Raw genomic sequence first — 26,216 nt, forward strand, 5'->3', positions numbered from 1 at the left:
GCGCAAAGCGTGACATAACCGGTGCCTTAGCGCGCCGGTTTTTTTTATCCAAAATTCCACTTTTCGGCGCGGCTTCCGGAATAAATGCAAACGCCTGCAAAAGCATGTAAACCTCTGGAAACGCCTCGTAAAACCTCGTTTTCCCGTTCGATCTTTTGACTTGTCTTCGGCACACTGCCGCCATGAAAAAACAACAAGGCTTTACCTTGATCGAGATCCTGGTCGCGGTGGTGCTGGTCATCATTCTGAGCGGCGCAGGTCTGTACGGCTGGCAGAGTTTCCGCCTGCACCAGCGGCTATGGCAAACCGCCTGGCAGGTACGCACTTATCTGGAGCTGCTGCGTGATGACGCTAACTGGCAGAACCGCGACCATGCGATCAGCGCCAGCACAACGGACGACAACTGGTGTCTGTTAAGTTCAGTGAACGAACAGGCAGGCTGCAGCGCTGAAAATCCGTTTGCACTGCTGCCGTTGTCGCCAGGCATAACGCTGGTAGACCTCACGCCGTCGCTGCGCTTTTTCGGGGTGCGTAATACCGCCTGGGCGGGGCATATCGTGCTGCGCAATCCGGCAGGCGAATGGCAGATCATAGTTTCAGGGGGAGGGCGAATAAGAATGTGTCAATCCGGAGCGGCCACACCATGCACCTGACTACCCGCGGCTTTACCCTGCTGGAAGTGCTGATCGCAATGGCCATCGGCAGTGTGCTGTTACTTTGCGCAGCACGCTTCCTGCCAGGGCTTCAGATGGCTATGCTCCGGCAGACCCGCCAACAGGCGCTGGAAGATGAAGTCTGGCAGCGGCTGTATACCGTGGCAAAGCATGTGCAGCGGGCCGGTTACTGCCGGGGCGTATGCAGCGGTAAACCCCTGATGATCAGTCCACAGGCATCCTGCATCATCGTCCAGTGGGACGCCAACAGTAACGGCGTGTGGGACACCACACCTGCCAAAGAGGCCGATCAAATTGGCTTTCGGCTTCAGGATGGCGCCCTGGAAACCCGGCGCGGGGCGACATCCTGTCAGGATAAAGGCTGGGATAAAATGACGGAGCCAGAGACGATCGTGGTGGAACAGTTTAGCGTGACGCGGCAGCGGCATAATGGCTTCCACAGCGACGTGACGATCACCCTTGAGGCCAGCGTGACCGGCCATTCCGATGAGCGCGTTGCCGCCCGCCACAGCGTAACGGGTTACAACCTGTGAACCGCCAACGGGGGATGTCATCGCTGGCGCTGGTACTGCTGATCATGCTGCTGGGAAGCCTGATGCTGGGCGGATTAAACCAGCGCCAGCATACGCATCATCTGCGGGTCGCCAGTGAAAGCCGGGGGCTGCGGGCCATGGCGGAGGTGCAATCGGCAATGGAGTGGGGAAGGGTACAAGCCTGGCAACATCAGCCCGCGGTGCAGTGCCGACAGGAGTCTGACCACGGCTGGCGCGTTTGTCTGCGGATCCTGGATAACCAGACGCTGCTGATAGCCGCCAGCGGCAGTGAGACATTGTGGCGTCTGGGCGCGATAGAAAACGAGGGCGTGGTCTTCTCCCGACACGGCTGGAGTGATTTTTGCCCGTTAAGTGAGGTGGCGCTATGCCAGCTTCCCTGAAACGGCAGGCGGGATTCAGCCTGCCCGAAGTCCTGCTGGCAATGGTGCTGCTGGTGATGGTGATCACGGCGCTTGCGGGAACGCATCGTGCCCTGATGACGGGTTTTATGCATGACAGCCTGTACCGTAATATCTGGCGTAATGCCTGGCAGCATATACAGTGGTATCCTGTTGACCCGCCTGCGGGGTGGCAGGTAAAGCGAATGCAGACAAGCACGGCGGGATGTGTCAGCATCAGCGTTATAATCACCTCTCCCGTGGGTCGGCAGGGTCAGATGTCGCGGCTATATTGCCCAATCAGTCAGTAGTCAGGAGCATGTATGTTAAGGGTTTATCACTCCAATCGCCTGGATGTGCTGGAAGCATTGATGGAGTTTATTGTTGAGCGTGAACGCCTCGACGATCCCTTTGAAGCGGAAATGGTGCTGGTGCAAAGTACCGGCATGGCGCAATGGCTCCAGATGACGCTGTCGCAAAAATTTGGCATTGCCGCCAATATCGATTTCCCCCTGCCCGCGAGTTTTATCTGGGACATGTTCGTGCGTGTTCTGCCCGACATTCCCAAAGAGAGCGCGTTCAATAAACAGAGCATGAGCTGGAAGTTAATGGCGCTGCTGCCCGGTATGCTGGAGCAGGATGCCTTCGCCATGCTCGGCAACTACCTTCAAGACGATGACGACAAGCGCAAACTCTTCCAGCTCGCCTCACGCATTGCCGATCTCTACGATCAGTATTTGGTCTATCGCCCGGAGTGGCTGACCCGCTGGGAAGCCGGTGAGTGGGTGGAGGGCCTTGGCGAGGCGCAGCTCTGGCAGGCGCCGTTGTGGCGGGGGCTGGTGGAACATACTGCGGCCCTCGGACACCCACACTGGCACCGTGCCAACCTCTATCAGCGTTTTATCGAGACGCTGGAAAAGGCCGATGCGCCCCCGCCGGGGCTGCCGTCCCGCGTCTTTATCTGCGGCATTTCGGCGCTGCCGCCGGTCTATTTACAGGCGTTACAGGCGCTGGGGAAACATGTTGATGTGCATCTCCTGTTCACCAACCCATGCCGTTACTACTGGGGCGATATTAAAGATCCGGCGTTTCTCGCGAAGCTCATTACCCGCCGTCGCAAACATCACCGCGACGCGCTGGAAACACCACTGTTCCAGGAAGGTCTGGAGGTGCAAAGCCTGTTTAACGATGACGGCGAGCAGGACGTCGGCAACCCGCTGCTGGCTTCCTGGGGCAAACTAGGGCGAGACTATATCTATCTGCTGGCGGGGCTGGATCGCTATGACGAACTGGACGCCTTTGTGGACATCACCCCCGGCACGCTGCTCAATAACCTGCAGTCGGACATTCTGGAACTAAAAAACAGCGTCGTGGCAGGCGTGACCGCCGAGGAGTATGCGCGCAGCGATGCGAAACGCCTACTCGACCCCGCCGACCGTAGTGTCACGGTGCACGTCTGTCACAGCCCGCAGCGTGAAGTGGAGGTGTTGCACGACCGGCTGCTGGCGATGTTGCAGGACGATCCGGAACTCTCGCCGCGCGACATCATCGTGATGGTGTCAGATATTGATAGCTACAGCCCGTTTATCCAGGCGGTCTTCGGCAGCGCCAGCGGGGCGCGTTTTATCCCTTATGCCATTTCTGACCGCCGCGCCGGGCAGGCGCATCCGGCATTGCAGGCCTTTCTCAGCCTGCTGTCGCTGCCAGACAGCCGTTTCCAGTCAGAAGACGTGCTGGCGCTGCTTGACGTGCCGGTGCTCGCCGCGCGTTTTGAGATTGATGAAGAAGGTCTGCGTTATCTGCGTCAGTGGGTCAATGAATCGGGCGTACGTTGGGGGATGGATGACGATAACGTGCGCGAACTGGAATTACCGCCTACCGGGCAGCACACCTGGCAGTTCGGCCTGATGCGTATGCTGCTGGGCTATGCGATGGAGAGCCGCCATGGGGAGTGGCGCTCGGTGCTGCCCTACGATGAATCCAGCGGGCTTATCGCTGAACTGGTGGGGCATCTGGCTTCGCTGCTGATGAAGCTTAACCTGTGGCGCAAAGGACTGTCACAGGCGCGCCCGCTCGCCGAATGGCTGCCGGTCTGCCGGGACATGCTTAATGACTTTTTCCTGCCGGATGCCGACACCGAAGCGGCGCTGGCGCTGATTGAACAGCAGTGGCAGGCCATTATCGCCCACGGCGTAGGGGCGGAGTACAACGAGTCGGTGCCGCTGACTCTGCTGCGCGATGAACTGACGCAGCGTTTGAACCAGGAGCGTATCAGCCAGCGTTTCCTGGCGGGACCTGTGAATATCTGTACCCTGATGCCGATGCGATCCATTCCTTTCAAGGTGGTCTGTCTGTTGGGTATGAATGACGGCGTCTATCCGCGCACCCTGCCGCCGCTGGGATTTGACCTGATGAGTCAGAAGCCGATGCGGGGCGACCGTAGCCGCCGTGACGATGACCGCTATCTGTTCCTTGAAGCGCTGATTTCTGCCCAGCAAAAACTCTATATCAGCTATATCGGACGTTCTATTCAGGATAACAGCGAGCGTTTCCCGTCCGTGTTGGTGCAAGAACTGGTGGACTACATCGCCCAGAGTCACTATCTGCCGGGGGATGCCTCACTCACCTGCGACGAGAGCGCCGCACGCGTGATCCAGCATCTGACTCACCTGCATACTCGCATGCCTTTTGATGCGGACAACTTTGTCAGCGATGAAGTGCAGAGTTTTGCACAAGAGTGGCTGCCCGCTGCCAGCCAGCAGGGCGTGGCCCATGAAACCTTTATCCAGCCGCTGCCCGCGCAGCCGCTGGAGACGCTGGCATTTGAACAACTGCAACGCTTCTGGACCCATCCGGTGCGCGCCTTTTTCCAGATGCGTTTACAGGTCAACTTCCGCCCGGAAGCGAGCGATATTCCTGACGCCGAGCCTTTTATTCTCGATGGCCTTAACCGCTATCAGCTTAACCAGACGCTGCTCAATACGCTGGTCGAGCAGGAAGACGCCGAAAAGCTGTTTCGTCGCTACCGCGCAGCGGGAGAACTGCCGTTCGGGGCGTTTGGCGAAATCGTCTGGGAAACGCAGCAACAGGAGATGCAGGCGCTGGCGGATCGCATTAACGAATGCCGCATGCCCAGTGAGAGCCTGGAGATCGATCTGCTGTGTGGCGGCGTGCAGTTAACCGGCTGGTTACAACAGGTACAGGCAGATGGCCTGCTGCGCTGGCGGCCCTCGCTACTCAGCGTATCCCAGGGGTTGCAACTTTGGCTGGAACACCTTGTCTACTGTGCGAGCGGGGGAACAGGCGAAAGCCGTCTTTTCGTGCGCAAAGAGGGCGAATGGCGCTTCCCACCGCTTGAGGCGGAGCAGGCGCGCCACTATCTGGAGCAGATGATCGCCGGGTATCGTGACGGGATGTCGCAGCCCTTACTTTTACTACCAGAAAGCGGCGGGGCGTGGATAAAAGCCTGTTATGACGCGCAAAATGATGCCATGTTAAAGGACGACGCGACGCTGGCTAAAGCGCGCGCGAAGTTTCTTCAGGCTTACGAAGGCAATATGGTGGTACGTGGCGAAGGGGACGATGTGTGGTATCAGCGTCTGTGGCGCACCCTCGAACCGGAACACTTTGACGCCATCACCGCCCAGGCGGAGCGCTATTTACTGCCGCTCTATCGTTTCAGTCAGTCCTGATAAAAATGAGTCGCTGGCGAGGCCAGTACAGCGTTTGTTAATGATGAGGTTTGTGAATGCCGAGCAGCACCTGGTTTAAAGCATTGATCATTTTTGTCGCCCTTTGGGCACCGTTAAGTCAGGCAGACATCGGTTGGCAACCCGTTCAGGAAAGCATTCGCAAAAGCGATAAAGATAACCGGCAGTATCAGGCGATCCGCCTTGATAACGGCATGGTAGTGCTGCTGGTTTCCGATCCGCAGGCGGTCAAATCCCTTTCCGCGCTGGTGGTGCCCGTGGGTTCCTTACAGGATCCCGATACTCATCCCGGCCTTGCGCACTATCTTGAGCACATGACCCTGATGGGCTCGAAAAAATACCCGCAGCCGGACAGCCTCGCCGAGTTTCTGAAGTCGCACGGCGGCAGCCACAACGCCAGTACGGCGCCTTATCGCACCGCCTTCTATCTGGAAGTGGAAAACAATGCGCTGGAAGGGACCGTTGATCGCCTCGCAGATGCCATCGCCTCGCCGCTGCTCGACAAGAAATATGCCGAGCGTGAACGTAATGCGGTCAATGCCGAGTTGACCATGGCCCGCGCCCGTGACGGTATGCGCATGGCGCAGGTCAGCGCCGAAACCATTAACCCGGCCCACCCCGGTGCGCGCTTTTCAGGGGGCAACCTCGAGACGCTGAGCGATAAACCCGGCAGCCCGGTGCATGACGCCTTGCTGGCATTCCGCGATAAATACTACTCCGCTAACCTGATGAAGGCCGTGGTGTACAGCAACCGTCCGCTGCCTGAGCTGGCTAAAATCGCCGCGCAGACTTACGGGCGCGTACCGAACAAAAACATCACCCCGCCGGAAGTCACGGTGCCGGTAGTGACCGAGGCGCAAAAAGGCCTGATTATTCACTATGTGCCCGCCATTCCGCGTAAAGTGCTGCGCGTAGAGTTTCGCATCGACAACAACACCCCGCAGTTTCGCAGTAAAACCGATGAGCTGGTGACCTATTTAATCGGCAACCGCAGTCCGGGAACCCTCTCCGACTGGCTGCAACAGCAAGGACTGGTTGAAGGCATCCGCGCCGATTCCGATCCGGTGGTTAACGGCAACAGCGGCGTGCTGGCAATTTCCGCCACGCTGACCGACAAAGGGCTGGCCCACCGCGATCAAGTGGTCGCCGCCATTTTCAGCTACCTGAAACTGCTGCGTGAGCAGGGCGTGGATAAACGCTATTTCGATGAGCTGGCGCACGTGCTGGATCTTGATTTCCGCTACCCGTCGATTACCCGTGACATGAGCTATGTCGAATGGCTGGCAGATACCATGATCCGTGTGCCGGTCGAACATACGCTGGATGCGGTAAATATTGCCGACCAGTACGATCCAAAGGCGCTGAAAGATCGTCTCGACATGATGACCCCGCAAAACGCCCGCATCTGGTATATCAGCCCGGATGAGCCGCATAACAAGACCGCCTATTTTGTGAATGCGCCTTATCAGGTAGATAAAATCAGCGCGCAGACCTTCGCCGACTGGCAGCAAAAAGCTGCCGCCATTCCGCTGAAACTGCCGGAGCTGAACCCCTATATCCCGGATGATTTCACCCTGATCAAGCCGGGGAAAACCTTTAAGCACCCGGAGCTTATCGTGGATGAGCCAGCGCTGCGGGTCGTCTATATGCCCAGCCGCTATTTCGCGCAGGAGCCTAAAGCCGATGTCAGCGTGGTGCTGCGTAATCCGCAGGCGATGGACAGCGCCAGAAATCAGGTGATGTTTGCGCTAAACGACTATCTGGCAGGTATCGCGCTGGATCAGCTCAGCAATCAGGCGGCAGTGGGCGGAATTAGCTTCTCCACCAACGCCAATAACGGCTTGATGCTCAATGCCAATGGCTATACCCAGCGGCTGCCGCAGCTGTTTGAGGCGCTGCTGCAAGGCTACTTCAGTTATGAACCGACCGAAGAGCAGCTGGCGCAGGCCAAATCCTGGTATGCGCAGATGATGGATTCGGCAGAAAAAGGCAAAGCCTACGATCAGGCTATCTTGCCCGCACAGATGCTCTCCCAGGTACCGTATTTCCAGCGGGAAGTGCGCCGCGAGTTGCTGCCCTCCATTACGCTAAAAGATGTCGTGGCCTACCGTAATGCGCTGAAAACTAACGCCCGTCCGGAATTTCTCGTGGTCGGCAATATGGCGGAAAGCCAGGCGACAGCGTTAGCGCACGCGGTACAGAAACAGCTCGGTACGCAGGGCAACGAATGGTGCCGAAACCGGGATGTGCTGGTGGATAAGAAGCAGTCGGTCATCTTTGAAAAAGCGGGCAGCAGCACCGATTCTGCGCTGGCCGCCGTGTTTGTACCGCCGGGTTATGATGAGTTCAGCAGCTCAGCCTACAGCGCCATGCTCGGGCAAATCATCCAGCCATGGTTTTACAACCAGCTGCGCACCGAAGAACAACTCGGCTACGCCGTGTTTGCCTTCCCGTTTAGCGTCGGACGGCAGTGGGGCATGGGCTTCCTGTTACAAAGCAGCGACCGTCAGCCAGCGTATTTATGGGCGCGTTACAAAGCCTTCTTCCCGACGGCGGAAGCCCGACTGCGGGCGATGAAGCCGGAAGAATTTGCCCAGCTCCAGCAGGGTGTGATCGCGCAAATGGAACAGGCACCGCAAACGCTGGGTGAAGAAGCCTCGCAGATCAGCAAAGATTTCGATCGCGGCAATATGCGCTTCGATTCACGTGATAAAGTAGTGGCCCAGATAAAACTGCTGACGCCGCAAAAGCTGGCGGATTTCTTCCACCAGGCGGTGGTTGAACCCAGCGGAATGGCGCTGCTGTCCCAGGTTTCCGGCAGCCACGATGGCAAAGCCGAGTACGCGCATCCTGAAGGCTGGAAAGTGTGGGATAACGTCAGCGCGTTGCAGCAAACTATGCCTCTGTTAAGTGAGAAACAATGACCGAACCCGCCCAGACCCTTGATCCACTGCGCTTGCCGCTGACAGGCGAGCGCCTGATTGAAGCGTCGGCGGGAACGGGAAAAACCTTCACCATTGCCGCGCTCTATTTGCGACTGCTGCTGGGCCTCGGTGGCCCGGCGGCCTTTCCACGGCAGTTAAGTGTGGAAGAGCTGCTGGTGGTGACCTTTACCGAAGCGGCTACGGAAGAGTTACGCGGGCGTATCCGCAGCAATATCCACGAGTTGCGCATCGCCTGCCTGCGCGGTTCTTCTGATAACCCGCTGTATGTCAGCCTGCTTAATGAAATCCCCGACCGGCAACAAGCCGCCAGTTGGTTGCTGCTCGCCGAGCGTCAAATGGACGAGGCGGCTGTCTTTACCATTCACGGCTTCTGCCAGCGTATGCTGAGCCTCAATGCCTTTGAGTCCGGCATGCTGTTTGAACAGCAACTGATCGAAGATGAATCTCTGCTGCGCGCGCAGGCGTGCGCGGATTTCTGGCGTCGTCACTGCTATCCGCTGCCGCGGGAGATTGCCCAGGTGATCCATGCGTCATGGCAGGGGCCGTTGGATCTGCTGAAATCCATTAATCGCTATTTGCAGGGAGAAGCGCCGGTGATCAAATCACCGCCGCCGGAAAATGAAACCCTGGCAGAGCGGCATCAGCAGATCATTACGCAAATTAATGACATGAAAGCCCAATGGCTTGCAGCCTGCGACGAAATCGACGCGGTGATCGAGCCGTCCGGCATTGACCGACGTAAATTCAACCGCGGTAACCAGGGGAAGTGGATCGAGAAGATCACCGCCTGGGCGCAGGAAGAAACGCGCAGCTATCTGCTGCCGGACGCGCTGGAAAAATTCTCGCAATCGTTTCTGACGTCCCGCACCAAACCCGATGGCGTGGTGCCGGCGCACCCGCTGTTTGTCGCCATCGAGGCCTTCCTGGCGCACCCGCTGACGTTAAGCGATCTGGTGCTGGTTAAGGCGATGAAAGAGATCCGCGAAGCCGTAGCGCGGGAAAAACGCCGTCGCGGCGCGCTGGGTTTTGATGACATGCTGAGCCGTCTCGACAGCGCTCTGCACAGCGATAACGGCGACGCACTGGCCGCGGCAATTCGTCAGCGTTTCCCGGTGGCGATGATCGATGAATTTCAGGACACCGATCCACAGCAGTATCGTATTTTCCGCCGTATCTGGCGGCAGCAGCCCGACACGGCGTTGCTGCTGATTGGCGATCCAAAACAGGCGATCTATGCGTTTCGCGGCGCTGATATTTTCACCTACATGAAAGCCCGTAGCGAAGTCAGCGCTCACTACACGCTGGACACTAACTGGCGCTCCGCGCCGGGCATGGTGGCCAGCGTGAACACGCTGTTTAGCCGCATGGATAACGCCTTTATGTTCCGCGAGATCCCCTTCCAGCCGGTGAAATCCGCGCCGAAAAATAGCGCGCTGCGCTTTGAGTTTAACGGCCAGATGCAGCCTGCCATGAGCCTGTGGCTGATGGACGGCGATGGCGTCAGCGTCGGGGATTATCAGACCTTTATGGCACAGCACTGCGCCGCACAAATCCGCGACTGGCTGATCGCCGGTCAGCAGGGCAGCGCCGTGCTCCACGAGGGTAAGGCCAGCCGCGCGGTAAAAGCCTCGGATATTACCGTGCTGGTACGCAGCCGCCACGAGGCGGCGCTGATCCGCGATGCGCTGACCTTGCTGGCGATCCCTTCCGTCTATCTCTCCAACCGTGACAGCGTATTTGAAACGCCTGAAGCGCAGGAACTGCTGTGGCTGTTACAGGCCGTGCTGGCACCGGAACGAGAAAGCACGCTACGCAGCGCCCTCGCCACCTCGATGCTGGGTCTGAATGCGCAGCACATTGAAGCGCTTAATCTTGATGAGCAGGCATGGGATGAGGTGGTGGAAGAGTTCGATGGTTATCGCCAGCTGTGGCAAAAACGCGGCGTGATGCCGATGCTGCGGGCGCTGATGAAGCATCGCAACATTGCGGAAAACCTGCTGGCGACCTCCGGCGGCGAGCGTCGTCTGACCGATATTCTGCACATCAGCGAGCTGTTACAGGAAGCAGGCGCGCACGCCGAGAGCGAACATGCGCTGGTGCGCTGGCTGGCGCAGCATATCGCCGAGCCGGACAGCAACGCGTCAAGCCAGCAACTGCGGCTGGAAAGCGACAAGCATCTGGTGAAAATTGTCACCATTCACAAATCCAAAGGCCTGGAATACCCGCTGGTCTGGCTGCCGTTTATCGCCAACTATCGTGCGCAGGATCAGGCTTTTTATCATGACCGCACGTCCTTTGAAGCGGTGCTCGATCTGAGCGATGCCGAGGAGAGCGTGGCGCTCGCGGAGGCTGAACGTCTGGCGGAAGATTTGCGTCTGCTGTACGTGGCGCTGACGCGTTCGGTGTGGCATTGCAGTCTGGGGATTGCGCCGCTGTTCCGTCGTCGTGGCGAGAAAGCAGGCGACAGCGATTTCCATCACAGCGCCTGCGGTCGGCTGATCCAGCAGGGCGAGCCGCGGGATGCCGCCGGGCTGCGGGCCTGTCTGCAAAGTCTGGAGAGCGATAATATCGCGCTGCACATTCCCGGCGTGCCAGATAACCGCCGCTGGCAATTTAACAGCGACGCGCCGCCGTCCCTACGCGCACGCGACATTGAACGCCTGGTGCGCGATGACTGGCGCGTCACCAGCTATTCCGGCCTGCAACAGCGCGGTCACAGCATGGCGCAGGATCTGCTGCCGCGCTTCGATCTGGATGCCGCCGGTGAGCGCGATGTCCAGGAAACGCCGACGCTGACGCCGCACCAGTTTCCGCGCGGCGCGTCGCCTGGCACCTTCCTGCACAGCCTGTTTGAAGATCTCGATTTTACCCAGCCGGTGGCCCCTGAATGGGTCGCCGAAAAGCTGGAGCTGGGCGGCTTCGACGAGCACTGGCAGCCGGTGTTAAGCGAGTGGATCAACGCGGTCTTACAGGTGCCGCTTAGCGGAGCTGGCATCTCGTTAAGCCAGCTACCGGCCCGCGAAAAACAGGTCGAGATGGAATTTTATTTGCCGATCAGCGCCACGCTGACCGCACCGGCCCTTGATGCCCTGATCCGCCGCTACGATCCGCTGTCGGCGGACTGTCCGCCGCTGGATTTTCGTGATGTACGCGGCATGTTAAAAGGCTTTATCGACCTTGTGTTTCGCCATAACGGACGCTATTACCTGCTCGATTACAAATCGAACTGGCTGGGGGAAAGCAGCGAGGCATACACGCAGCCGGCGATGGCCCAGGCCATGCAGGCGCACCGCTATGACCTGCAATATCAGCTCTATACCCTGGCGCTGCATCGTTATCTGCGTCATCGCATCGCCGGGTACGATTACGAGCAGCATTTCGGCGGCGTGATTTATCTGTTCCTGCGTGGTGTGGATCGCAACGTGCCGGGGCAGGGGATTTTTGCCACCCGCCCGGATGTGCAACTCATTAGCCAGATGGACGCGCTGTTCGCCGGTGAAATGCAGGAGAACAGATAATGAATATGCAGAACTTGTTATTAGACGCCGTAGCGCAAAAAGCGCTGCGCCCACTCGACGTGCAGTTTGCGCTGACCGTCGCCCGTGACGATGAACCCGCGGTGATGCTGGTGGCGGCGCTGTTAAGCCGCGATGCGGGAGAAGGGCACGTCTGTCTGCCGCTGTCGCGCCTCGGCGTGGCCGAATTTAATCGCATTTATCCGCAGTTGTTACCGTTGCTGGAAGAGGTTGGCGTGCCGGATGACTGGCATGAACTGCTGCTTGCATCGCCTGCGGTCAGCGCAGGCGATGAGCCGACGCCGATGGTGCTCACCGGCGAGCGGCTCTACCTCAACCGGATGTGGTGCAATGAGTTGACGGTGGCGCGCTTTTTCACCGAAGCTAACCAGCCGCTGCCGGTCAACGAAGAGGATATTAAACGCTCGCTGGATGCGCTCTTTCCGGCGACTGACGGCATCAACTGGCAGAAAATCGCCGCCGCCGTGGCGCTGACCCGCCGCATTTCGGTCATCTCCGGCGGGCCTGGTACGGGTAAAACCACCACCGTCGCTAAATTGCTGGCAGCGCTGGTGCAGACCGCCAACGGCGAGAAATGCCGGATCCGGCTGGCAGCGCCGACCGGTAAAGCCGCTGCACGTCTTACCGAATCACTCGGCGCGGCGCTGCGGCAGCTGCCGTTGAGCGAGGAACAAAAAACACGCCTGCCGGATGAAGCCAGTACGCTGCACCGTTTACTGGGCGCTCAGCCGGGCAGCCAGCGTCTGCGCTATCACGCCGGAAATCCGTTGCATCTGGACGTGCTGGTGGTGGATGAAGCCTCGATGATTGACCTGCCGATGATGTCGCGGCTCATCGACGCGCTGCCGCCGCACGGGCGGGTGATCTTTCTCGGCGACCGCGATCAGCTGGCGTCGGTGGAAGCGGGCGCGGTGCTGGGAGACATTTGCGCCTGGGTAAGTGCCGGATACAGCCCCCAGCGTGCCGAAGAGCTGTCGCGCCTGACCGGTATGCAGGTGCCGTGCGGTGAGCAACAGGGCGCAGAAGCGCTGCGTGACAGCCTCTGCCTGCTGCAAACCAGCTACCGCTTTGGCAGCGATTCCGGTATCGGACAGCTGGCCGCGGCGGTAAACCGGGGCGATAAGGCCGCCATGCGCGCGGTGTTCAGCCAGGGCTTTACCGACATCGGCAAAAGCACCTTACAGACCGGCGATGATTATCAGACCATGATTGACGACGCGCTGGCGGGCTATGAGCGTTATTTGCAACTGGTACGCGACGGCGCGCCGCCCGAGGCGGTGCTGGCGGCGTTCAGCGAGTTCCAGGTGCTGTGCGCGCTGCGTGACGGGCCGTTTGGCGTCGGCGGCTTAAACGAGCGGCTTGAGCAGCGGCTGGCGCAAAGGCGCTGGCTGGTGCGTCATGCCCATTCCCGCTGGTACGAAGGTAGACCGGTGATGATTGCCCGCAACGACAGCGCGCTGGGGCTGTACAACGGCGATATAGGCGTGGCGCTGGATCGCGGGCAGGGGACGCGCGTCTGGTTCCCGCTGCCGGACGGCACTATCAAATCGGTCCAGCCGAGCCGTTTACCAGAGCATGATACTGCCTGGGCGATGACAGTGCATAAATCGCAAGGGTCGGAGTTTGATCATGCGGCGCTGATCCTGCCGGGGCAGATTGTACCGGTGGTGACGCGCGAGCTGGTGTATACCGCCATCACCCGTGCGCGGCGCAGGCTGTCGCTGTATGCCGATGACCGTATTCTGGCGCAGGCCATTGCCACCCGCACCGAGCGGCGTAGCGGATTAAGCGACATCTTCTCCGCGTGAAATTCCCCCGCGCGAGGCGGGGGAAATCTTAGCCGAGATCCGCCATCAGCACTTTTGAACGGCGCTGATAGTTGTACATCTCTTTTTTACTTTCCGGCAGCGAATCAATATCCACCGGCGTAAAGCCGCGCTCCTGGAACCAGTGAATGCTGCGCGTGGTTAAGACGAAGAGTTTGCTTAACCCCATCTGCCGCGCCTGCAGCGCCACGCGCTCCAGCAATACTTCACCGCGGGACGAACTGCGGTAGTCCGGATGTACCGCCACGCACGCCATCTCACCGATTTTTTCTTCCGGGAAGGGATACAGCGCCGCACAGGCGATGGTCAGGTTATCGCGCTGGATAATCGTGAATTTGTCGATCTCCATCTCCAGTTGCTCGCGCGAGCGACGCACCAGGATCCCCTGCTGCTCCAGCGGACGGATCAGTTCCAGAATACCGCCGATGTCGTTGATGGTGGCGCGGCGGATCTGTTCGGCGCTCTCCATCACAATCTGCGTGCCGATACCGTCGCGGGAGAACAGCTCCTGCAACAGCGCGCCATCTTCCTGATAGCTGATGAGGTGGCTGCGGCGCACGCCACTGCGGCAGGCTTTGACCGCGCCACGCAGAAAGCGCACCGTACCTGACTGGTAATCCTGACGCGCTTCCAGCTCCTCAACGCGCGCCTGCGCATCATTGGGAAAGAGCTCAGAAACAATATTGCCGTCGTCGTTAATCACCCCCTGCGAGGAGCAGAAGCCGATCATCTTTTCTGCCTTCAGTTTAATCGCCAGTTGGGTGGCGATCTCTTCTGACGTCAGATTGAAGCTTTCACCCGTCACCGATACCGCCACCGGGCCCATCAGCACAATCGCGCCGCTGTCCAGCTGCCGGTGAATGGCTTCCTCGTCGATACGGCGAATACGGCCGCTGTGGCAGTAGTCGACGCCATCATCCACGCCCAGCGGCTGGGAGATAATAAAGTTGCCGCTCACCACGTTGATATGCGCGCCCTGGAGCGGGGTGTTGTTGAGGCTCATCGACAGCCGGGCGGTAATATCCAACTGCAGTTGGCCTGCCGCCTGCTTCACCAGCTCCAGCGTTTTGGCGTCGGTGACGCGGGTATGTTTGTGATAAACCGGCTCGTGATTATGCGCGGCAAGATTCGCGTCAATTTGTGGACGTGCGCCATACACCACCACCAGGCGGATCCCCAGGCTGTGCAGCAGGCCAATGTCGTTGACGATACTGGAAAAGTTCTCATGCTCGATGGCTTCGCCGCCCAGCATGATGACAAAGGTTTTTCCCCGATGGGCATTAATATAGGGAACAGAATGGCGGAATCCCTGGACCAGTTCGGTTCTACGCTCCTTCACCACGGCACAACCCTCACTGCATGATTATTCGAATTTTGTGTATTTTTATTCTTTTATGGCGACGGGCGCAAGCCCAAATTTGCTGCGCTGCCATTTTCGTTGCCCTGTTCGCGGCATGAGAATTAAGTTACGAATGCTATGTTTACCCTTTAGTTGATGACAGTGTAGGCGTCATTCGTTAAAGTTTTCGGTCAATTTGGACGTATAGATAGCTTATTAGATTTACTTTGCTCGGGAGAGGCATGTCAGGATCCAATTCAATTATTAGCCGCCGCCAGTTACTGCAAGGGGCAGGCGCGATGTGGTTGCTCAGCGTAAGCCAGGTGGGACTGGCTGCGGTAAGCCAGGTTATCGCCGTGCGCGTCTGGCCTGCATCCACTTACACGCGCGTGACCGTGGAATCGAACCGGTTATTAAAATATCGCCAGTTCGCCCTGAGTAACCCTGAGCGTCTGGTCGTGGATATTGAAGGCGTCAACCTGAACTCGGTCCTGAAGGGCGTGGGCATGCAGATCCGCGATGACGATCCCTTTATTAAATCCGCGCGCGTCGGGCAGTTCGACCCGAAAACCGTGCGTATGGTATTTGAACTCAAACAGAATGTGACGCCGCATCTGTTCTCGCTCGCACCGGTGGCGGAGTTTAAAGAGCGTCTGGTGATGGATCTCTATCCGGTAAACGGGCAGAACGAGCAGGATCCGCTGCTGGCCTTGCTGGAAGATTACAATAAGGGTGAACTGGATCGCCAGGTGCCGCCAGCGCAGAGCGGGCCGAAGCCAGGAAAAGCCGGGCGCGATCGCCCAATTGTGATCATGCTTGATCCAGGGCACGGCGGGGAAGATCCTGGCGCGATTGGCAAATATAAAACGCGGGAAAAAGACGTGGTGCTGCAGATCGCCCGTCGGCTGCGGGCGCTCATCGATCGCGAAGCCAATATGAAAGCCTATATGACGCGCAACGAGGATGTGTTTATTCCGCTGAAGGTGCGGGTGGCGAAAGCGCAGAAACAGCGCGCGGATCTGTTTGTCTCTATCCATGCGGATGCGTTCACCAGCCGGGCGGCGCGCGGTTCATCGGTGTTTGCGCTCTCCACCAAGGGCGCTACCAGTACCGCGGCAAAATTTCTCGCTCAGACGCAAAACGCCGCTGACCTGGTAGGGGGCGTCAGCAAAAGCGGCGACCGCTATCTTGATCACACCCTGTTTGACATGGTGCAATCGCTGACCATCAATGACAGCCTGAAGTTTGGCAAAGAGGTGCTAGAGCGCCTGGGCAGTATTAATAGCCTGCATAAAAATCGTGTAGATCAGGCGGGCTTTGCGGTACTGAAAGCACCTGATATTCCATCGATCCTCGTCGAAACGGCGTTTATCAGCAATATTGAAGAAGAGCGCAAACTCAAGACGGCAAAGTTCCAGCAGGAAGTGGCAGAGTCGATTCTGGCAGGGATTAAGGCGTACTTTGCAGAAGGCGGGGCACTGGCACGGCGCGGATAACGCGTCGTTTTGCTTTTCAGGAACACAGAAACAAAAAAACACCCGTCAGGGTGCTTATTGTGTTGGTTGCGGGGGCCGGATTTGAACCGACGACCTTCGGGTTATGAGCCCGACGAGCTACCAGGCTGCTCCACCCCGCGTCCGTCTTTACTCTTCCATCGAGTAAACTTTCTCTTTGTGCATAATTGGTTGCGGGGGCCGGATTTGAACCGACGACCTTCGGGTTATGAGCCCGACGAGCTACCAGGCTGCTCCACCCCGCGTCCGTCTTTTACTCTTTCAATCGAGTAAACGTCTTACTTTAATGCACTTAATTGGTTGCGGGGGCCGGATTTGAACCGACGACCTTCGGGTTATGAGCCCGACGAGCTACCAGGCTGCTCCACCCCGCGTCCGTGGAAGCGCACTATACTCCGCTCGCTCTTTGACGCAACCCTTTTTCCAAAAAAAGGCGAATTTCATTGAGCATCTGAATGAAAATAGTGCAATCAGGTGATTTTTTATACTCTCCGGGGCTGTGATGCCGTTCGCACATTTCATTAGCGACACGGGTTTGTTATCTTCAGAGCACGCATTCGGCTTAAGTAAGAAGACGAGATATTAATGAAAGGACGTTGGGCGAAGTACCTTCTCACTGGCGCGATGGTGGCAATCCTCGCAGCCTGTTCCTCCAAACCGACCGATCGTGGTCAACAATATACAGACGGGAAATTCACCCAGCCTTTCTCTCTGGTTAATCAGCCTGAGGCTGTAGGCGCGCCGATCAACGGTGGCGATTACGCCGAACAGGTAAGCCATGTGCGCACCGCGTCGCCACGTTTATATGGCAACCAGAGTGCCATCTATAATGCCGTTCAGGACTGGTTGCGCGCGGGTGGCGATACGCGCACCCTGCGCCAGTACGGTCTGGACGCCTGGCAGATGGAGGGCGCAGATAACTACGGTAACGTGCAGTTTACCGGTTACTACACGCCGGTGGTGCAGGCGCGTCATACACCGCAGGGGGAATTCCGTTACCCTATTTATCGTATGCCGCCAAAACGCGGACGCCTGCCGTCACGCGCGGAGATTTACGCCGGTGCGCTGAGCGACAACTATATCCTCGCCTACAGCAACTCGCTGATGGATAACTTCATTATGGATGTGCAGGGCAGCGGCTATATCGATTTTGGCGACGGCAGCCCGCTTAACTTCTTTAGCTACAGTGGCAAAAACGGTCATGCCTACCGCAGCATCGGCAAAGTGCTGATCGATCGCGGCGAAGTGAAGCGGGAAGAGATGTCGATGCAGGCGATCCGCCACTGGGGGGAAACGCATAGCGAGGCGGAAGTGCGCGAACTGCTGGAGCAGAACCCGTCCTTTGTCTTCTTCAAGCCGCAATCCTACGCGCCGGTGAAAGGGGCGAGTGGCGTGCCGCTGATTGGCCGTGCTTCCGTGGCGTCTGACCGCAGCATTATTCCGGCCGGGACAACGCTGCTGGCGGAAGTGCCATTGCTTGATAACAACGGCAAATTCAACGGACAGTACGAGCTGCGTCTGATGGTGGCGCTGGATGTTGGCGGTGCTATTAAAGGTCAGCACTTCGACATCTATCAGGGGATTGGCGCCGAAGCCGGTCACCGTGCGGGCTGGTATAACCACTATGGCCGCGTATGGGTATTGAAGACCGCGCCTGGCGCAGGATCCGGTAACGTGTTTAGCGGGTGATCGTGCTACTATTTTGCCCCTCTCCTGAACAGGAGAGGGTGATCATCCATTCCATATCTGAGGTTTTATGTCTGCGGTAATCAGCGACGCCTGGCGTCAGCGTTTTGGTGGCACGGCACGTCTGTATGGCGAAAGCGCGTTGCAGCTTTTTGCGAATGCACATATCTGTGTGGTGGGTATCGGCGGCGTCGGTTCCTGGGCGGCGGAAGCGCTGGCGCGCACCGGTATTGGCGCAATCACCCTGATTGATATGGATGATGTCTGCGTCACCAATACCAACCGACAGATCCATGCTCTGCGCGACAGCGTCGGCCTCGCGAAATCCGAGGTGATGGCGGAACGCATTCGCCAGATCAACCCGGAATGCCGGGTGACGGTGGTGGATGATTTTGTCACTGCCGACAACGTGGCGCAGTACATGAGCGCCGGATTCAGCTACGTCATTGACGCCATCGACAGCGTGCGGCCTAAAGCGGCGCTGATCGCCTGGTGCCGTCGCAATAAGATCCCGCTGGTGACCACCGGTGGCGCGGGCGGGCAGATCGATCCGACACAAATCCAGGTCAGCGATCTGGCGAAAACCATTCAGGATCCGCTGGCAGCAAAGCTGCGCGAAAGGCTGAAAAGCGATTTTGGCGTGGTGAAAAACAGTAAGGGTAAACTCGGCGTGGATTGTGTATTTTCCACCGAAGCGCTGGTCTACCCGCAGGCGGATGGCTCGGTATGCGCGATGAAAAGCACGGCGGAAGGGCCAAAACGTATGGACTGTGCTTCAGGTTTTGGCGCGGCGACCATGGTCACCGCCACCTTTGGATTTGTGGCCGTGTCCCATGCGCTGAAAAAAATGATGGCGAAAGCGGCGCGTCAGGCCTGACGCGCGGCATCCTGCACGACGGCGGCCAGCGCCGCCAGCCCCTGACTGCGGGAGGCGCTAAGCTGCCCGCGTAATCCCAGTTCATCAAACAGCGCCAGCGGATCCTGTGCCAGCAGAGTCGGCGCAGTTTTGCCTTCCACCGCCGTCAGCAGCACCGCCAGCAATCCACGCACAATGCGGCCTTCGCTGTCGCCGAAGAAATGCAGCTTTCCCTCGCCGGAAAGGGTGTAGCCAAGCCAGACGCGATTTTCGCAGCCGGGAATTTCCCGCGCCTGGGCTTTCAGTTCGTCCGACAGGGCAGGTAACTGCTTGCCGAGCAGGATCAGCTGACGGTATTTATCTTCCCACTGCGTCAGCGGGTTAAAGATCTGACGCAGGGTATCTTCAGTCACGGCGCTACCGAACGGGTGTCCGGCGAAAGCGGGGTTAGTCATTCATCCACCAGAAGTTCAAGGGCGCGGTCGATGGCGTTCACCAGCGCATCAACGTCGCTTTTTGTATTATAGGGCGCAAAAGAGGCGCGTAGCGTACCGCTGACGCCAAGCGCCGCCAGCAGCGGCTGGGCGCAGTGCTGGCCTGCCCGCAGGGCGATGCCGTACTCCGCCAGCAGCGTAACCATATCGCTGTGATGCACCCCGGCAAAATCAAAGGCCAGCAGGCTGGAATCCTGGCAGCGGAACGAGCGGAAGCCTGGCCGTTTTGCCAGCGCGTCCTCCGCCAGCGTCGCCAGCCCGCGGCTGTAGTTTTCGGCCTGTGCCATATCTATCTCTTCCAGCCACTCCAGCGCCGCGCTCAGACCAATCACCCCGGCCACGTTCGGCGTTCCCGCTTCCAGTCGATGTGGCACCGGCTGAGTTTTGAAGCCGTCAAAACTGACCTCGGTGATCATCTTGCCGCCGCCAAGCCAGGGTGACATCGCGTCCAGCAATTCCCCTTTTCCGTACAGCGCGCCGATACCGGTCGGGCCATACAGTTTGTGGCCGGAGAAGGCATAGAAATCGATGTCGAGTTTTTGCACATCCGCCGGGAAATGGACTGCGCCCTGGGCGCCATCCACCATCACCACCATACCTGCAGCGTGGGCCAGGGTAATGGCGCGCGCCAGATCCGGGCAGCCGCCGGTGACGTTGGACATCTGACCCATCGCCAGAATACGGCTGCGGGAGGAGATAAGAGCAGGGAGCTGATCAATGTCCGGCAGTCCATCGGCGGTCACCGGCAGCTTCACAACCTGCGCGCCGGTTTGCTCTGCCACCATCAGCCAGGGCACCAGATTAGCGTGATGTTCCGCCTCGCTGACGATGATCTCATTGCCTGCCTGCAAACGTGGACGCGCATAGCACTGGGCGACCATATTGATTGCTTCGGTGGTACCTCGCGTCCAGACGATATTTTTACCGGCGGGAGCGTTTAGCAGGGCAGCAACCTGATCGCGTGCGGCTTCATAGCGAGCCGTCAGTTTCTGCGCCTGCGCATACTGGCTGCGGTGCACGTTCCCCGCGCTCAGGCTGTAAAACTGCTGCGTGGCGTCAATGACGGCCTGCGGCTTTAGCGCCGTGGCTGCGCTGTCCAGATAGACACCCGCATCGGCAAGGGCAGGAAACTGGGCGCGGAAATGGGCAGGATTGAATGCGTTCATGGCGTTCCTCATAGTCAGACGCCGATCGTCGCGCAATTCGCCAGTCGATACAAGCGCCTGCGCTCCATCAGATTTTTCTGTTTATCCTGGCGCACTTTCGAAAGCAGGTTATGCTAAATAGTGTTGGGTGGACGTTGAACCCTGTTATTAAACAAGATTCAGATAGCATTAATTGCTAAAAGGAGAAGAATCATGAAAAAGACTGCCGCCATTATTACCGCATGTATGATGACTTTTGCACTGAGCGCCTGTTCTGGTCCGAACTATGTCATGCACACCAACGATGGTCGTTCCATTGTGTCTGAAGGCAAGCCAAAAACCGATGATCAAACCGGTATGATCTCTTATAAAGATGCTAACGGTAACAAGCAGCAGATCAACCGTTCTGACGTAAAAGAAATGGTCGCACTGGAAAAATAATAGCCAGTTTTTGACTAAAAAAAAGCACCGCAATTTGCGGTGCTACATTAATCACTATGGACAGACAGGGTAAATGTACAGGAAGTGAAAAGGGTAGCGATGCTACCGTGGTCTGAATAGCAGACCAATTGCAAACACAACAACACAACATCACAACCGCAAGCCAAAAGCCCCTCAGAACACGCATTCCGAAAAAGACTCTTCGTTCCGGCTCAGGAAGTGCCGCCACTATAGGTATTTGCTGGTAGTTCCTCAACGGACAATTTATAATGTCTCAGATAAAAAAAACTAATGGGTTAAACCTTGTTTCCTGTTTGTTAAATTCCATTAACATCTGAACCTTATAATCATGTCCAAGCGCTTACCACCTCTCAATGCATTACGTGTTTTTGATGCTGCCGCACGCCATTTAAGCTTCACTCGCGCCGCCGATGAGCTTTTTGTGACGCAGGCCGCAGTAAGCCATCAAATCAAGTCTCTTGAGGATTTCCTTGGACTCAAGCTCTTCCGCCGACGCAACCGTTCTCTGTTGTTAACCGAAGAAGGCCAGAGCTATTTTCAGGATATAAAAGAGATTTTTTCCCAGCTCACCGACGCCACCCGCAAACTGCAATCGCGCAGTGCAAAAGGGGCGCTGACCGTCAGTTTATTACCCAGTTTTGCCATTCAGTGGCTGGTGCCGAGACTTACCAGCTTTAACTCAGCTTATCCGGGAATTGACGTCAGGATCCAGGCGGTTGACCGTGAGGTGGACAAGCTGGCGGATGATGTGGATGTGGCGATTTTTTATGGGCGTGGCAACTGGCCGGGCTTGCGTGTCGAAAAATTATACGCAGAATATCTTCTGCCGGTCTGTTCGCCGTTATTGCTGACCGGCGATAAGCCGCTGAAAACCCCGGCAGATCTGGCAAAGCATACGCTGCTCCATGACGCTTCCCGCCGCGACTGGCAAACTTATACGCGGCAACTGGGTCTTAATCTAAACGTACAGCAGGGACCGATTTTCAGCCATAGCGCCATGGTGCTACAGGCGGCAATCCACGGACAGGGTATTGCGCTTGCCAACAATGTGATGGCGCAGTCCGAAATTGAGGCAGGCCGACTGGTCTGCCCGTTTAATGATGTACTGGTCAGTAAAAACGCGTTTTATCTGGTTTGTCATGACAGTCAGGCAGAACTGGGTAAAATAGCCGCCTTTCGACAGTGGATCCTGGCAAAAGCGGCATCAGAGCAAGAAAAATTCCGCTTCCGTTACGAGCAATAATTCAACGCGCACGATTTCGCGCATGACTTTTTAGGGTACTGACATGACCAGCCGGTTTATGCTGATTTTTGCCGCTATCAGTGGCTTTGTTTTTGTTGCGCTGGGTGCCTTCGGCGCGCACGTGCTGGGGAAATCTCTGGGCACGGTAGAGATGGGCTGGATCCAGACCGGCCTTGAATATCAGGCGTTCCATACGCTGGCGATTTTCTGCCTCGCTGTGGCGATGCAGCGTCGCATTAGCATCTGGTTTTACTGGAGCAGCGTCTTCCTGGCGCTGGGTACGGTGCTGTTCAGCGGGAGCTTATACTGCCTCGCGCTTTCCCATCTGCGCCTGTGGGCCTTCGTCACCCCGGTCGGCGGCGTCTGTTTCCTCGCCGGTTGGGTATTAATGTTAATTGGTGCTATTCGTCTGAAACGTAAGGGCGTTGTTCATGAATAAAGTCGTATTGTTGTGTCGCCCGGGTTTTGAGAAAGAGTGCGCCGCAGAAATCACGGATAAAGCCGGACGCCTTGAGGTGTTCGGTTTTGCCCGCGTGAAAGAAAACTCAGGCTATGTCGTTTTCGAATGCTATCAGCCCGATGACGCCGACAAAGTGGCAAAAGATCTGCCGTTCAGCTCGCTGATTTTTGCTCGTCAGATGTTTGTCGCCGGCGAACTGCTACAAAATCTGCCGCCAGAAGATCGCATCACGCCGATTGTCGGTATGTTGCAGGGCGTGGTGGAAAAGGGCGGTGAGCTGCGCGTGGAAGTGGCGGACACTAACGAGAGCAAAGAGCTGATGAAGTTCTGCCGGAAATTCACTGTACCGCTGCGCGCGGCGCTGCGTGAGGCGAAGATCCTTACCAGCTACGAAACCGCAAAACGCCCGGTAGTGCACGTGTTCTTTATCGCCCCCGGCTGCTGCTATACCGGCTATTCCTACACCACCAACAATTCGCCTTTCTATATGGGCATTCCGCGTCTCAAGTTCCCGTCCGATGCGCCCAGCCGCTCTACCCTGAAACTGGAAGAAGCGTTTCACATCTTCATTCCGGCAGACGAATGGGACGAGCGCCTGGCAAACGGCATGTACGCGGTGGATCTGGGTGCCTGTCCGGGCGGCTGGACCTATCAGCTGGTGAAACGCAACATGTGGGTGTCGTCGGTGGATAACGGTCCGATGGCGCAAAGCCTGATGGATACCGGGCAGGTCACCTGGCTGCGTGAAGATGGTTTCCGTTACCGCCCGACGCGCAATAACATTGCGTGGATGGTGTGCGATATGGTGGAAAAACCGGCAAAAGTGACCGCGCTGATGGTGCAGTGGCTGGTCAACGGCTGGTGCCGCGAAACCATTTTCAACCTCAAGCTGCCGATGAAAAAACGCTACGAAGAAGTGTCCAGTAACCTGGCCTATATTGAGGAGCAACTGGCGGAGAACGGCATTAATGCCACGATTCAGGCCCGTCAGCTGTATCACGATCGCGAAGAAGTGACCGTACACGTGCGCCGCTGGTGGGCCGCCGTGGGTGGCCGTCGCGACGAGCGTTAATGTTTCATCATGATCCTCTCCGTTCGGGGAGGATCAGCCGTTATCTCGCCAGCCGCAGCTGCTGCAAATTCCCTTCGACCTGGAGATCCGTTTTCAGCCTGGCCACCTCCCGACAGATAAACGCCATCTCCCGGTGTTCCGCAAGCTTTTTGCGCCACTTTTCCGGCACCTCTTCCAGCCGGACATAGAGATTTTCCAGCGTGCCATAGGCGGTAATAAGCTGCGTGGCGCTCTTCTGCCCGATCCCCGCCACGCCCGGAATTTTTGAACTGCTGATCCCCGCCAGCCCCCAGTAATCTGCCAGTTGCTCAGGCGTCACGCCAAATTCGCTGGCGATAAAGGGTGCATCCAGCCAGCGTTTCTGGAAATAATCGCGGATGCGGATGGTTGGCGAAAGCAACTGGCAGTAGCCTTTGTCCGTTGACACTATGGTGGCCTGATGCCCCGCCTGCGCCACTTTTACCGCCAAAGTGGCGGCCAGATCGTCGGCTTCGTTACCTTCAGATACCCAGCTTTGCACGCCATGGCTGGCAAAAGCTGCGCGCAGGGCGGGCATTTCCGCGTGCAGGTTGTCCGGCATCGGGGCGCGACCGGCTTTGTAATCCGGCAGGATCTGATGCCGCCAGCCTGTGTTGCGCGCCTCGTCGTCGAACACGGCGACCGCATGAGTGGGCTGGCTGTGAACGATCAACTGGTCGAGCGCATGCCGGCAGGCTTGCACACACGGGGAACCCTGTACGGCGTGGATCCGGCGAATAAGATTAAGCGCATCAACGATTAACAGATGAACAGCCACGGCACGCTCCCAAAAAAATGAATGCGCTAAGGGTAACATCGGCAGGGAGGGGGAGACCAGAAAGGGCGGGAAAAACGGGAAGACGCCTCGCAAAAAAGCCGGGTCACGCACGCGCGCCCGGCTGAGCAACCAACGGCTAACCGCGATTAATCGCAGGTAACGACTTTCATCGCCAGACCGCCACGCGAGGTTTCGCGATATTTGGCGTTCATGTCTTTGCCCGTTTCGTACATGGTTTCGATGACTTTATCGAGGCATACACGCGGCTCGCTGGTACGGCGTAGCGCCATGCGTGCGGCATTGACGGCTTTCACCGAGGCAATAGCGTTACGCTCGATGCACGGTACCTGCACCTGTCCGGCAACCGGATCGCAGGTCAGACCCAGGTTATGCTCCATGCCGATTTCGGCCGCGATGCATACCTGCGTCGGGCTACCGCCCAGTAACTCCGCCAGACCCGCCGCCGCCATGGAGCAGGCCACGCCTACTTCACCCTGACAGCCCACTTCCGCGCCGGAAATAGAGGCGTTCATTTTGTACAGCGAGCCGATGGCGCTGGCGACCAGCAAATAGCGGGCCAGCGAGTTGGCATTCACTTCACGAATAAACTTATCGTAGTACGCCAGCACCGCCGGCACGATGCCACAGGCCCCGTTGGTCGGCGCGGTTACTACTCGTCCACCCGCGGCGTTTTCTTCGTTAACCGCCAGCGCGAACATGTTGATCCAGTCGACAACCGCCATCGGATCGGTGGAGGTTTTATCGCCGCTGACCAGCATACGTCGCAACGCCGCCGCCCGACGCGGTACGCGCAGTTTGCCCGGCAGGACGCCTTCGGTGGTAATGCCGCGCTCAATGCCGCCGCGCATCACCTCCCAGACGTTTGCCAGATGTTGTTCCAGCTCGGCTTTGCTGTGCAGCGCCAGCTCGTTCTTCATCATCAGGCCGGAGAGGGATAAGCCGGTTTCCTGGCAATGACGCTGTAAATCAGCGGCATTTTTGTACGGGTACGGCACCGTGATTTCAGTATCACTGGTCAGGCCAAAATGCGCTTCATCGACGATAAAGCCACCGCCAATAGAGTAATACGTCTGGCTGTAGACCACGCTTTCACCCGCCAGTGCGCTGATGCGCATACCGTTTTCGTGCAGCGAAAGGTTATCGGCATGAAAGTTCATGCACTTGTCGACAGGAAATTCCACTTCATGCTGACCGTTCGCCAGCAGCAGACGGCCATGGGTATTCACGTCCTGAATAAAGCCCGGAATGCTGTCAATATCGACGCTGTCCGGCAGGTTGCCCGCCAGTCCCATAATAATGGCTATATCGGTATGGTGGCCTTTGCCGGTGAGGGACAGTGAACCGTAAACATCCACCACTACGCGAGTGATGTCGTTGAGAATGCCACGCGCAACCAGGTCGTCCGTAAACTGTTTACCTGCTTTCATTGGTCCCACGGTGTGGGAACTGGAAGGGCCAATGCCGATTTTGAAAATATCGAATACGCTAATCATGATGCATCATCCG

20 protein-coding genes and 3 tRNA genes are annotated in these 26,216 nt (G+C 57.7%); 15 read left to right on the top strand and 8 right to left on the bottom strand.

What is annotated here, in order from left to right; genetic code table 11:
* The first annotated feature begins 182 nt into the window (after positions 1 to 182).
* The 8 genes from KW828_RS05215 to recD are packed head-to-tail and all read left to right on the top strand — an operon-like array spanning position 183 to position 13,604.
* Positions 183 to 653 (top strand): prepilin peptidase-dependent protein, encoded by a 471-nt coding sequence (locus tag KW828_RS05215; RefSeq protein ID WP_218335420.1) that lies wholly within the window; start codon positions 183 to 185, stop codon positions 651 to 653.
* On the top strand, positions 644 to 1,207 hold the full coding sequence (locus KW828_RS05220; protein WP_218335421.1) for a prepilin peptidase-dependent protein: 564 nt from the start codon (positions 644 to 646) through the stop codon (positions 1,205 to 1,207). The genes KW828_RS05215 and KW828_RS05220 overlap by 10 nt, the downstream gene beginning before the upstream one ends.
* On the top strand, positions 1,204 to 1,608 hold the full coding sequence (locus tag KW828_RS05225) for a DUF2509 family protein (protein WP_218335422.1): 405 nt from the start codon (positions 1,204 to 1,206) through the stop codon (positions 1,606 to 1,608). The genes KW828_RS05220 and KW828_RS05225 overlap by 4 nt, the downstream gene beginning before the upstream one ends.
* The gene (locus tag KW828_RS05230; protein WP_218335423.1) at positions 1,593 to 1,916 is read left to right on the top strand and encodes a prepilin-type N-terminal cleavage/methylation domain-containing protein; all 324 of its coding nucleotides are present in this window, start codon (positions 1,593 to 1,595) and stop codon (positions 1,914 to 1,916) included. The genes KW828_RS05225 and KW828_RS05230 overlap by 16 nt, the downstream gene beginning before the upstream one ends.
* Before the next feature lie 12 nt (positions 1,917 to 1,928).
* Positions 1,929 to 5,297 (top strand): exodeoxyribonuclease V subunit gamma, encoded by a 3,369-nt coding sequence (gene recC / locus KW828_RS05235; protein WP_218335424.1) that lies wholly within the window; start codon positions 1,929 to 1,931, stop codon positions 5,295 to 5,297.
* A 56-nt stretch (positions 5,298 to 5,353) separates the two neighbouring features.
* On the top strand, positions 5,354 to 8,239 hold the full coding sequence (gene ptrA / locus KW828_RS05240) for a pitrilysin (RefSeq protein ID WP_218335425.1): 2,886 nt from the start codon (positions 5,354 to 5,356) through the stop codon (positions 8,237 to 8,239).
* A complete protein-coding gene (gene recB / locus KW828_RS05245; RefSeq protein WP_218335426.1) occupies positions 8,236 to 11,778 on the top strand; it encodes an exodeoxyribonuclease V subunit beta in 3,543 nt (1,180 codons plus the stop codon). The genes ptrA and recB overlap by 4 nt, the downstream gene beginning before the upstream one ends.
* The gene (recD, locus tag KW828_RS05250) at positions 11,778 to 13,604 is read left to right on the top strand and encodes an exodeoxyribonuclease V subunit alpha (RefSeq protein WP_218335427.1); all 1,827 of its coding nucleotides are present in this window, start codon (positions 11,778 to 11,780) and stop codon (positions 13,602 to 13,604) included. The genes recB and recD overlap by 1 nt, the downstream gene beginning before the upstream one ends.
* A gap of 28 nt (positions 13,605 to 13,632) precedes the next feature.
* On the opposite strand, the gene argA is transcribed toward recD, so the two are convergent.
* The gene (gene argA / locus KW828_RS05255) at positions 13,633 to 14,964 is read right to left on the bottom strand and encodes an amino-acid N-acetyltransferase (RefSeq protein WP_218335428.1); all 1,332 of its coding nucleotides are present in this window, start codon (positions 14,962 to 14,964) and stop codon (positions 13,633 to 13,635) included.
* 239 nt (positions 14,965 to 15,203) lie between these two features.
* Between argA and amiC the strand changes: the two genes are divergently transcribed.
* Complete coding sequence (amiC, locus tag KW828_RS05260) at positions 15,204 to 16,457, top strand: N-acetylmuramoyl-L-alanine amidase AmiC (protein ID WP_218335429.1); 1,254 nt, start codon at positions 15,204 to 15,206, stop codon at positions 16,455 to 16,457.
* Positions 16,458 to 16,520: 63 nt separating this feature from the next.
* Here amiC and KW828_RS05265 read toward each other — a convergent pair.
* The 3 genes from KW828_RS05265 to KW828_RS05275 form a co-directional block, all read right to left on the bottom strand.
* A tRNA-Met gene (locus KW828_RS05265) sits at positions 16,521 to 16,597 on the bottom strand.
* Positions 16,598 to 16,643: 46 nt separating this feature from the next.
* Positions 16,644 to 16,720: transfer RNA gene (locus tag KW828_RS05270), tRNA-Met, on the bottom strand.
* 52 nt (positions 16,721 to 16,772) lie between these two features.
* Positions 16,773 to 16,849, bottom strand: a tRNA-Met gene (locus tag KW828_RS05275).
* A 211-nt stretch (positions 16,850 to 17,060) separates the two neighbouring features.
* Between KW828_RS05275 and mltA the strand changes: the two genes are divergently transcribed.
* Together mltA and tcdA are read left to right on the top strand one after the other, a co-directional pair.
* Positions 17,061 to 18,164, top strand: a complete 1,104-nt coding sequence (mltA, locus tag KW828_RS05280; RefSeq protein WP_218335430.1) for a murein transglycosylase A — start codon at positions 17,061 to 17,063, stop codon at positions 18,162 to 18,164.
* Between the two features lie 67 nt (positions 18,165 to 18,231).
* On the top strand, positions 18,232 to 19,038 hold the full coding sequence (tcdA, locus tag KW828_RS05285) for a tRNA cyclic N6-threonylcarbamoyladenosine(37) synthase TcdA (RefSeq protein WP_218335431.1): 807 nt from the start codon (positions 18,232 to 18,234) through the stop codon (positions 19,036 to 19,038).
* Here tcdA and csdE read toward each other — a convergent pair.
* Positions 19,029 to 19,472, bottom strand: coding sequence for a cysteine desulfurase sulfur acceptor subunit CsdE (gene csdE / locus KW828_RS05290; protein ID WP_218335432.1), 444 nt, complete (start codon positions 19,470 to 19,472; stop codon positions 19,029 to 19,031). The two genes, tcdA and csdE, sit on opposite strands and share 10 nt — an antisense overlap.
* Entirely contained in the window at positions 19,469 to 20,677 is a 1,209-nt protein-coding gene (gene csdA, locus KW828_RS05295; protein ID WP_218335433.1) for a cysteine desulfurase CsdA, read from the bottom strand. Before csdA ends, csdE begins: the two co-directional genes overlap by 4 nt.
* Before the next feature lie 192 nt (positions 20,678 to 20,869).
* Between csdA and KW828_RS05300 the strand changes: the two genes are divergently transcribed.
* The 4 genes from KW828_RS05300 to rlmM all read left to right on the top strand — a co-directional run bounded on the left by KW828_RS05300 (position 20,870) and on the right by rlmM (position 23,893).
* Positions 20,870 to 21,097: a YgdI/YgdR family lipoprotein gene (locus tag KW828_RS05300; RefSeq protein ID WP_088221435.1), complete on the top strand. Its 228-nt coding sequence runs from the start codon at positions 20,870 to 20,872 to the stop codon at positions 21,095 to 21,097.
* A 349-nt stretch (positions 21,098 to 21,446) separates the two neighbouring features.
* Positions 21,447 to 22,361, top strand: coding sequence for a glycine cleavage system transcriptional regulator GcvA (gcvA, locus tag KW828_RS05305; protein ID WP_072569937.1), 915 nt, complete (start codon positions 21,447 to 21,449; stop codon positions 22,359 to 22,361).
* A 43-nt stretch (positions 22,362 to 22,404) separates the two neighbouring features.
* Positions 22,405 to 22,800 carry a DUF423 domain-containing protein gene (locus KW828_RS05310; RefSeq protein WP_072569938.1) on the top strand — a complete coding sequence of 132 codons (396 nt, stop codon included), beginning with the start codon at positions 22,405 to 22,407 and terminating at the stop codon, positions 22,798 to 22,800.
* Entirely contained in the window at positions 22,793 to 23,893 is a 1,101-nt protein-coding gene (gene rlmM, locus KW828_RS05315; protein WP_218335434.1) for a 23S rRNA (cytidine(2498)-2'-O)-methyltransferase RlmM, read from the top strand. Before KW828_RS05310 ends, rlmM begins: the two co-directional genes overlap by 8 nt.
* Positions 23,894 to 23,933: 40 nt before the next feature.
* Here the strand turns inward: rlmM and xni are convergent, their stop codons facing one another.
* Together xni and KW828_RS05325 are read right to left on the bottom strand one after the other, a co-directional pair.
* Complete coding sequence (gene xni, locus KW828_RS05320) at positions 23,934 to 24,689, bottom strand: flap endonuclease Xni (protein ID WP_218335435.1); 756 nt, start codon at positions 24,687 to 24,689, stop codon at positions 23,934 to 23,936.
* 146 nt (positions 24,690 to 24,835) lie between these two features.
* Entirely contained in the window at positions 24,836 to 26,203 is a 1,368-nt protein-coding gene (locus KW828_RS05325; RefSeq protein ID WP_218335436.1) for an L-serine ammonia-lyase, read from the bottom strand.
* Positions 26,204 to 26,216: the final 13 nt, after the last annotated feature.

The sequence above is a fragment of the Enterobacter sp. ENT03 genome (assembly GCF_019218745.1).
Classification (GTDB): Bacteria; Pseudomonadota; Gammaproteobacteria; order Enterobacterales; family Enterobacteriaceae; genus Enterobacter_D.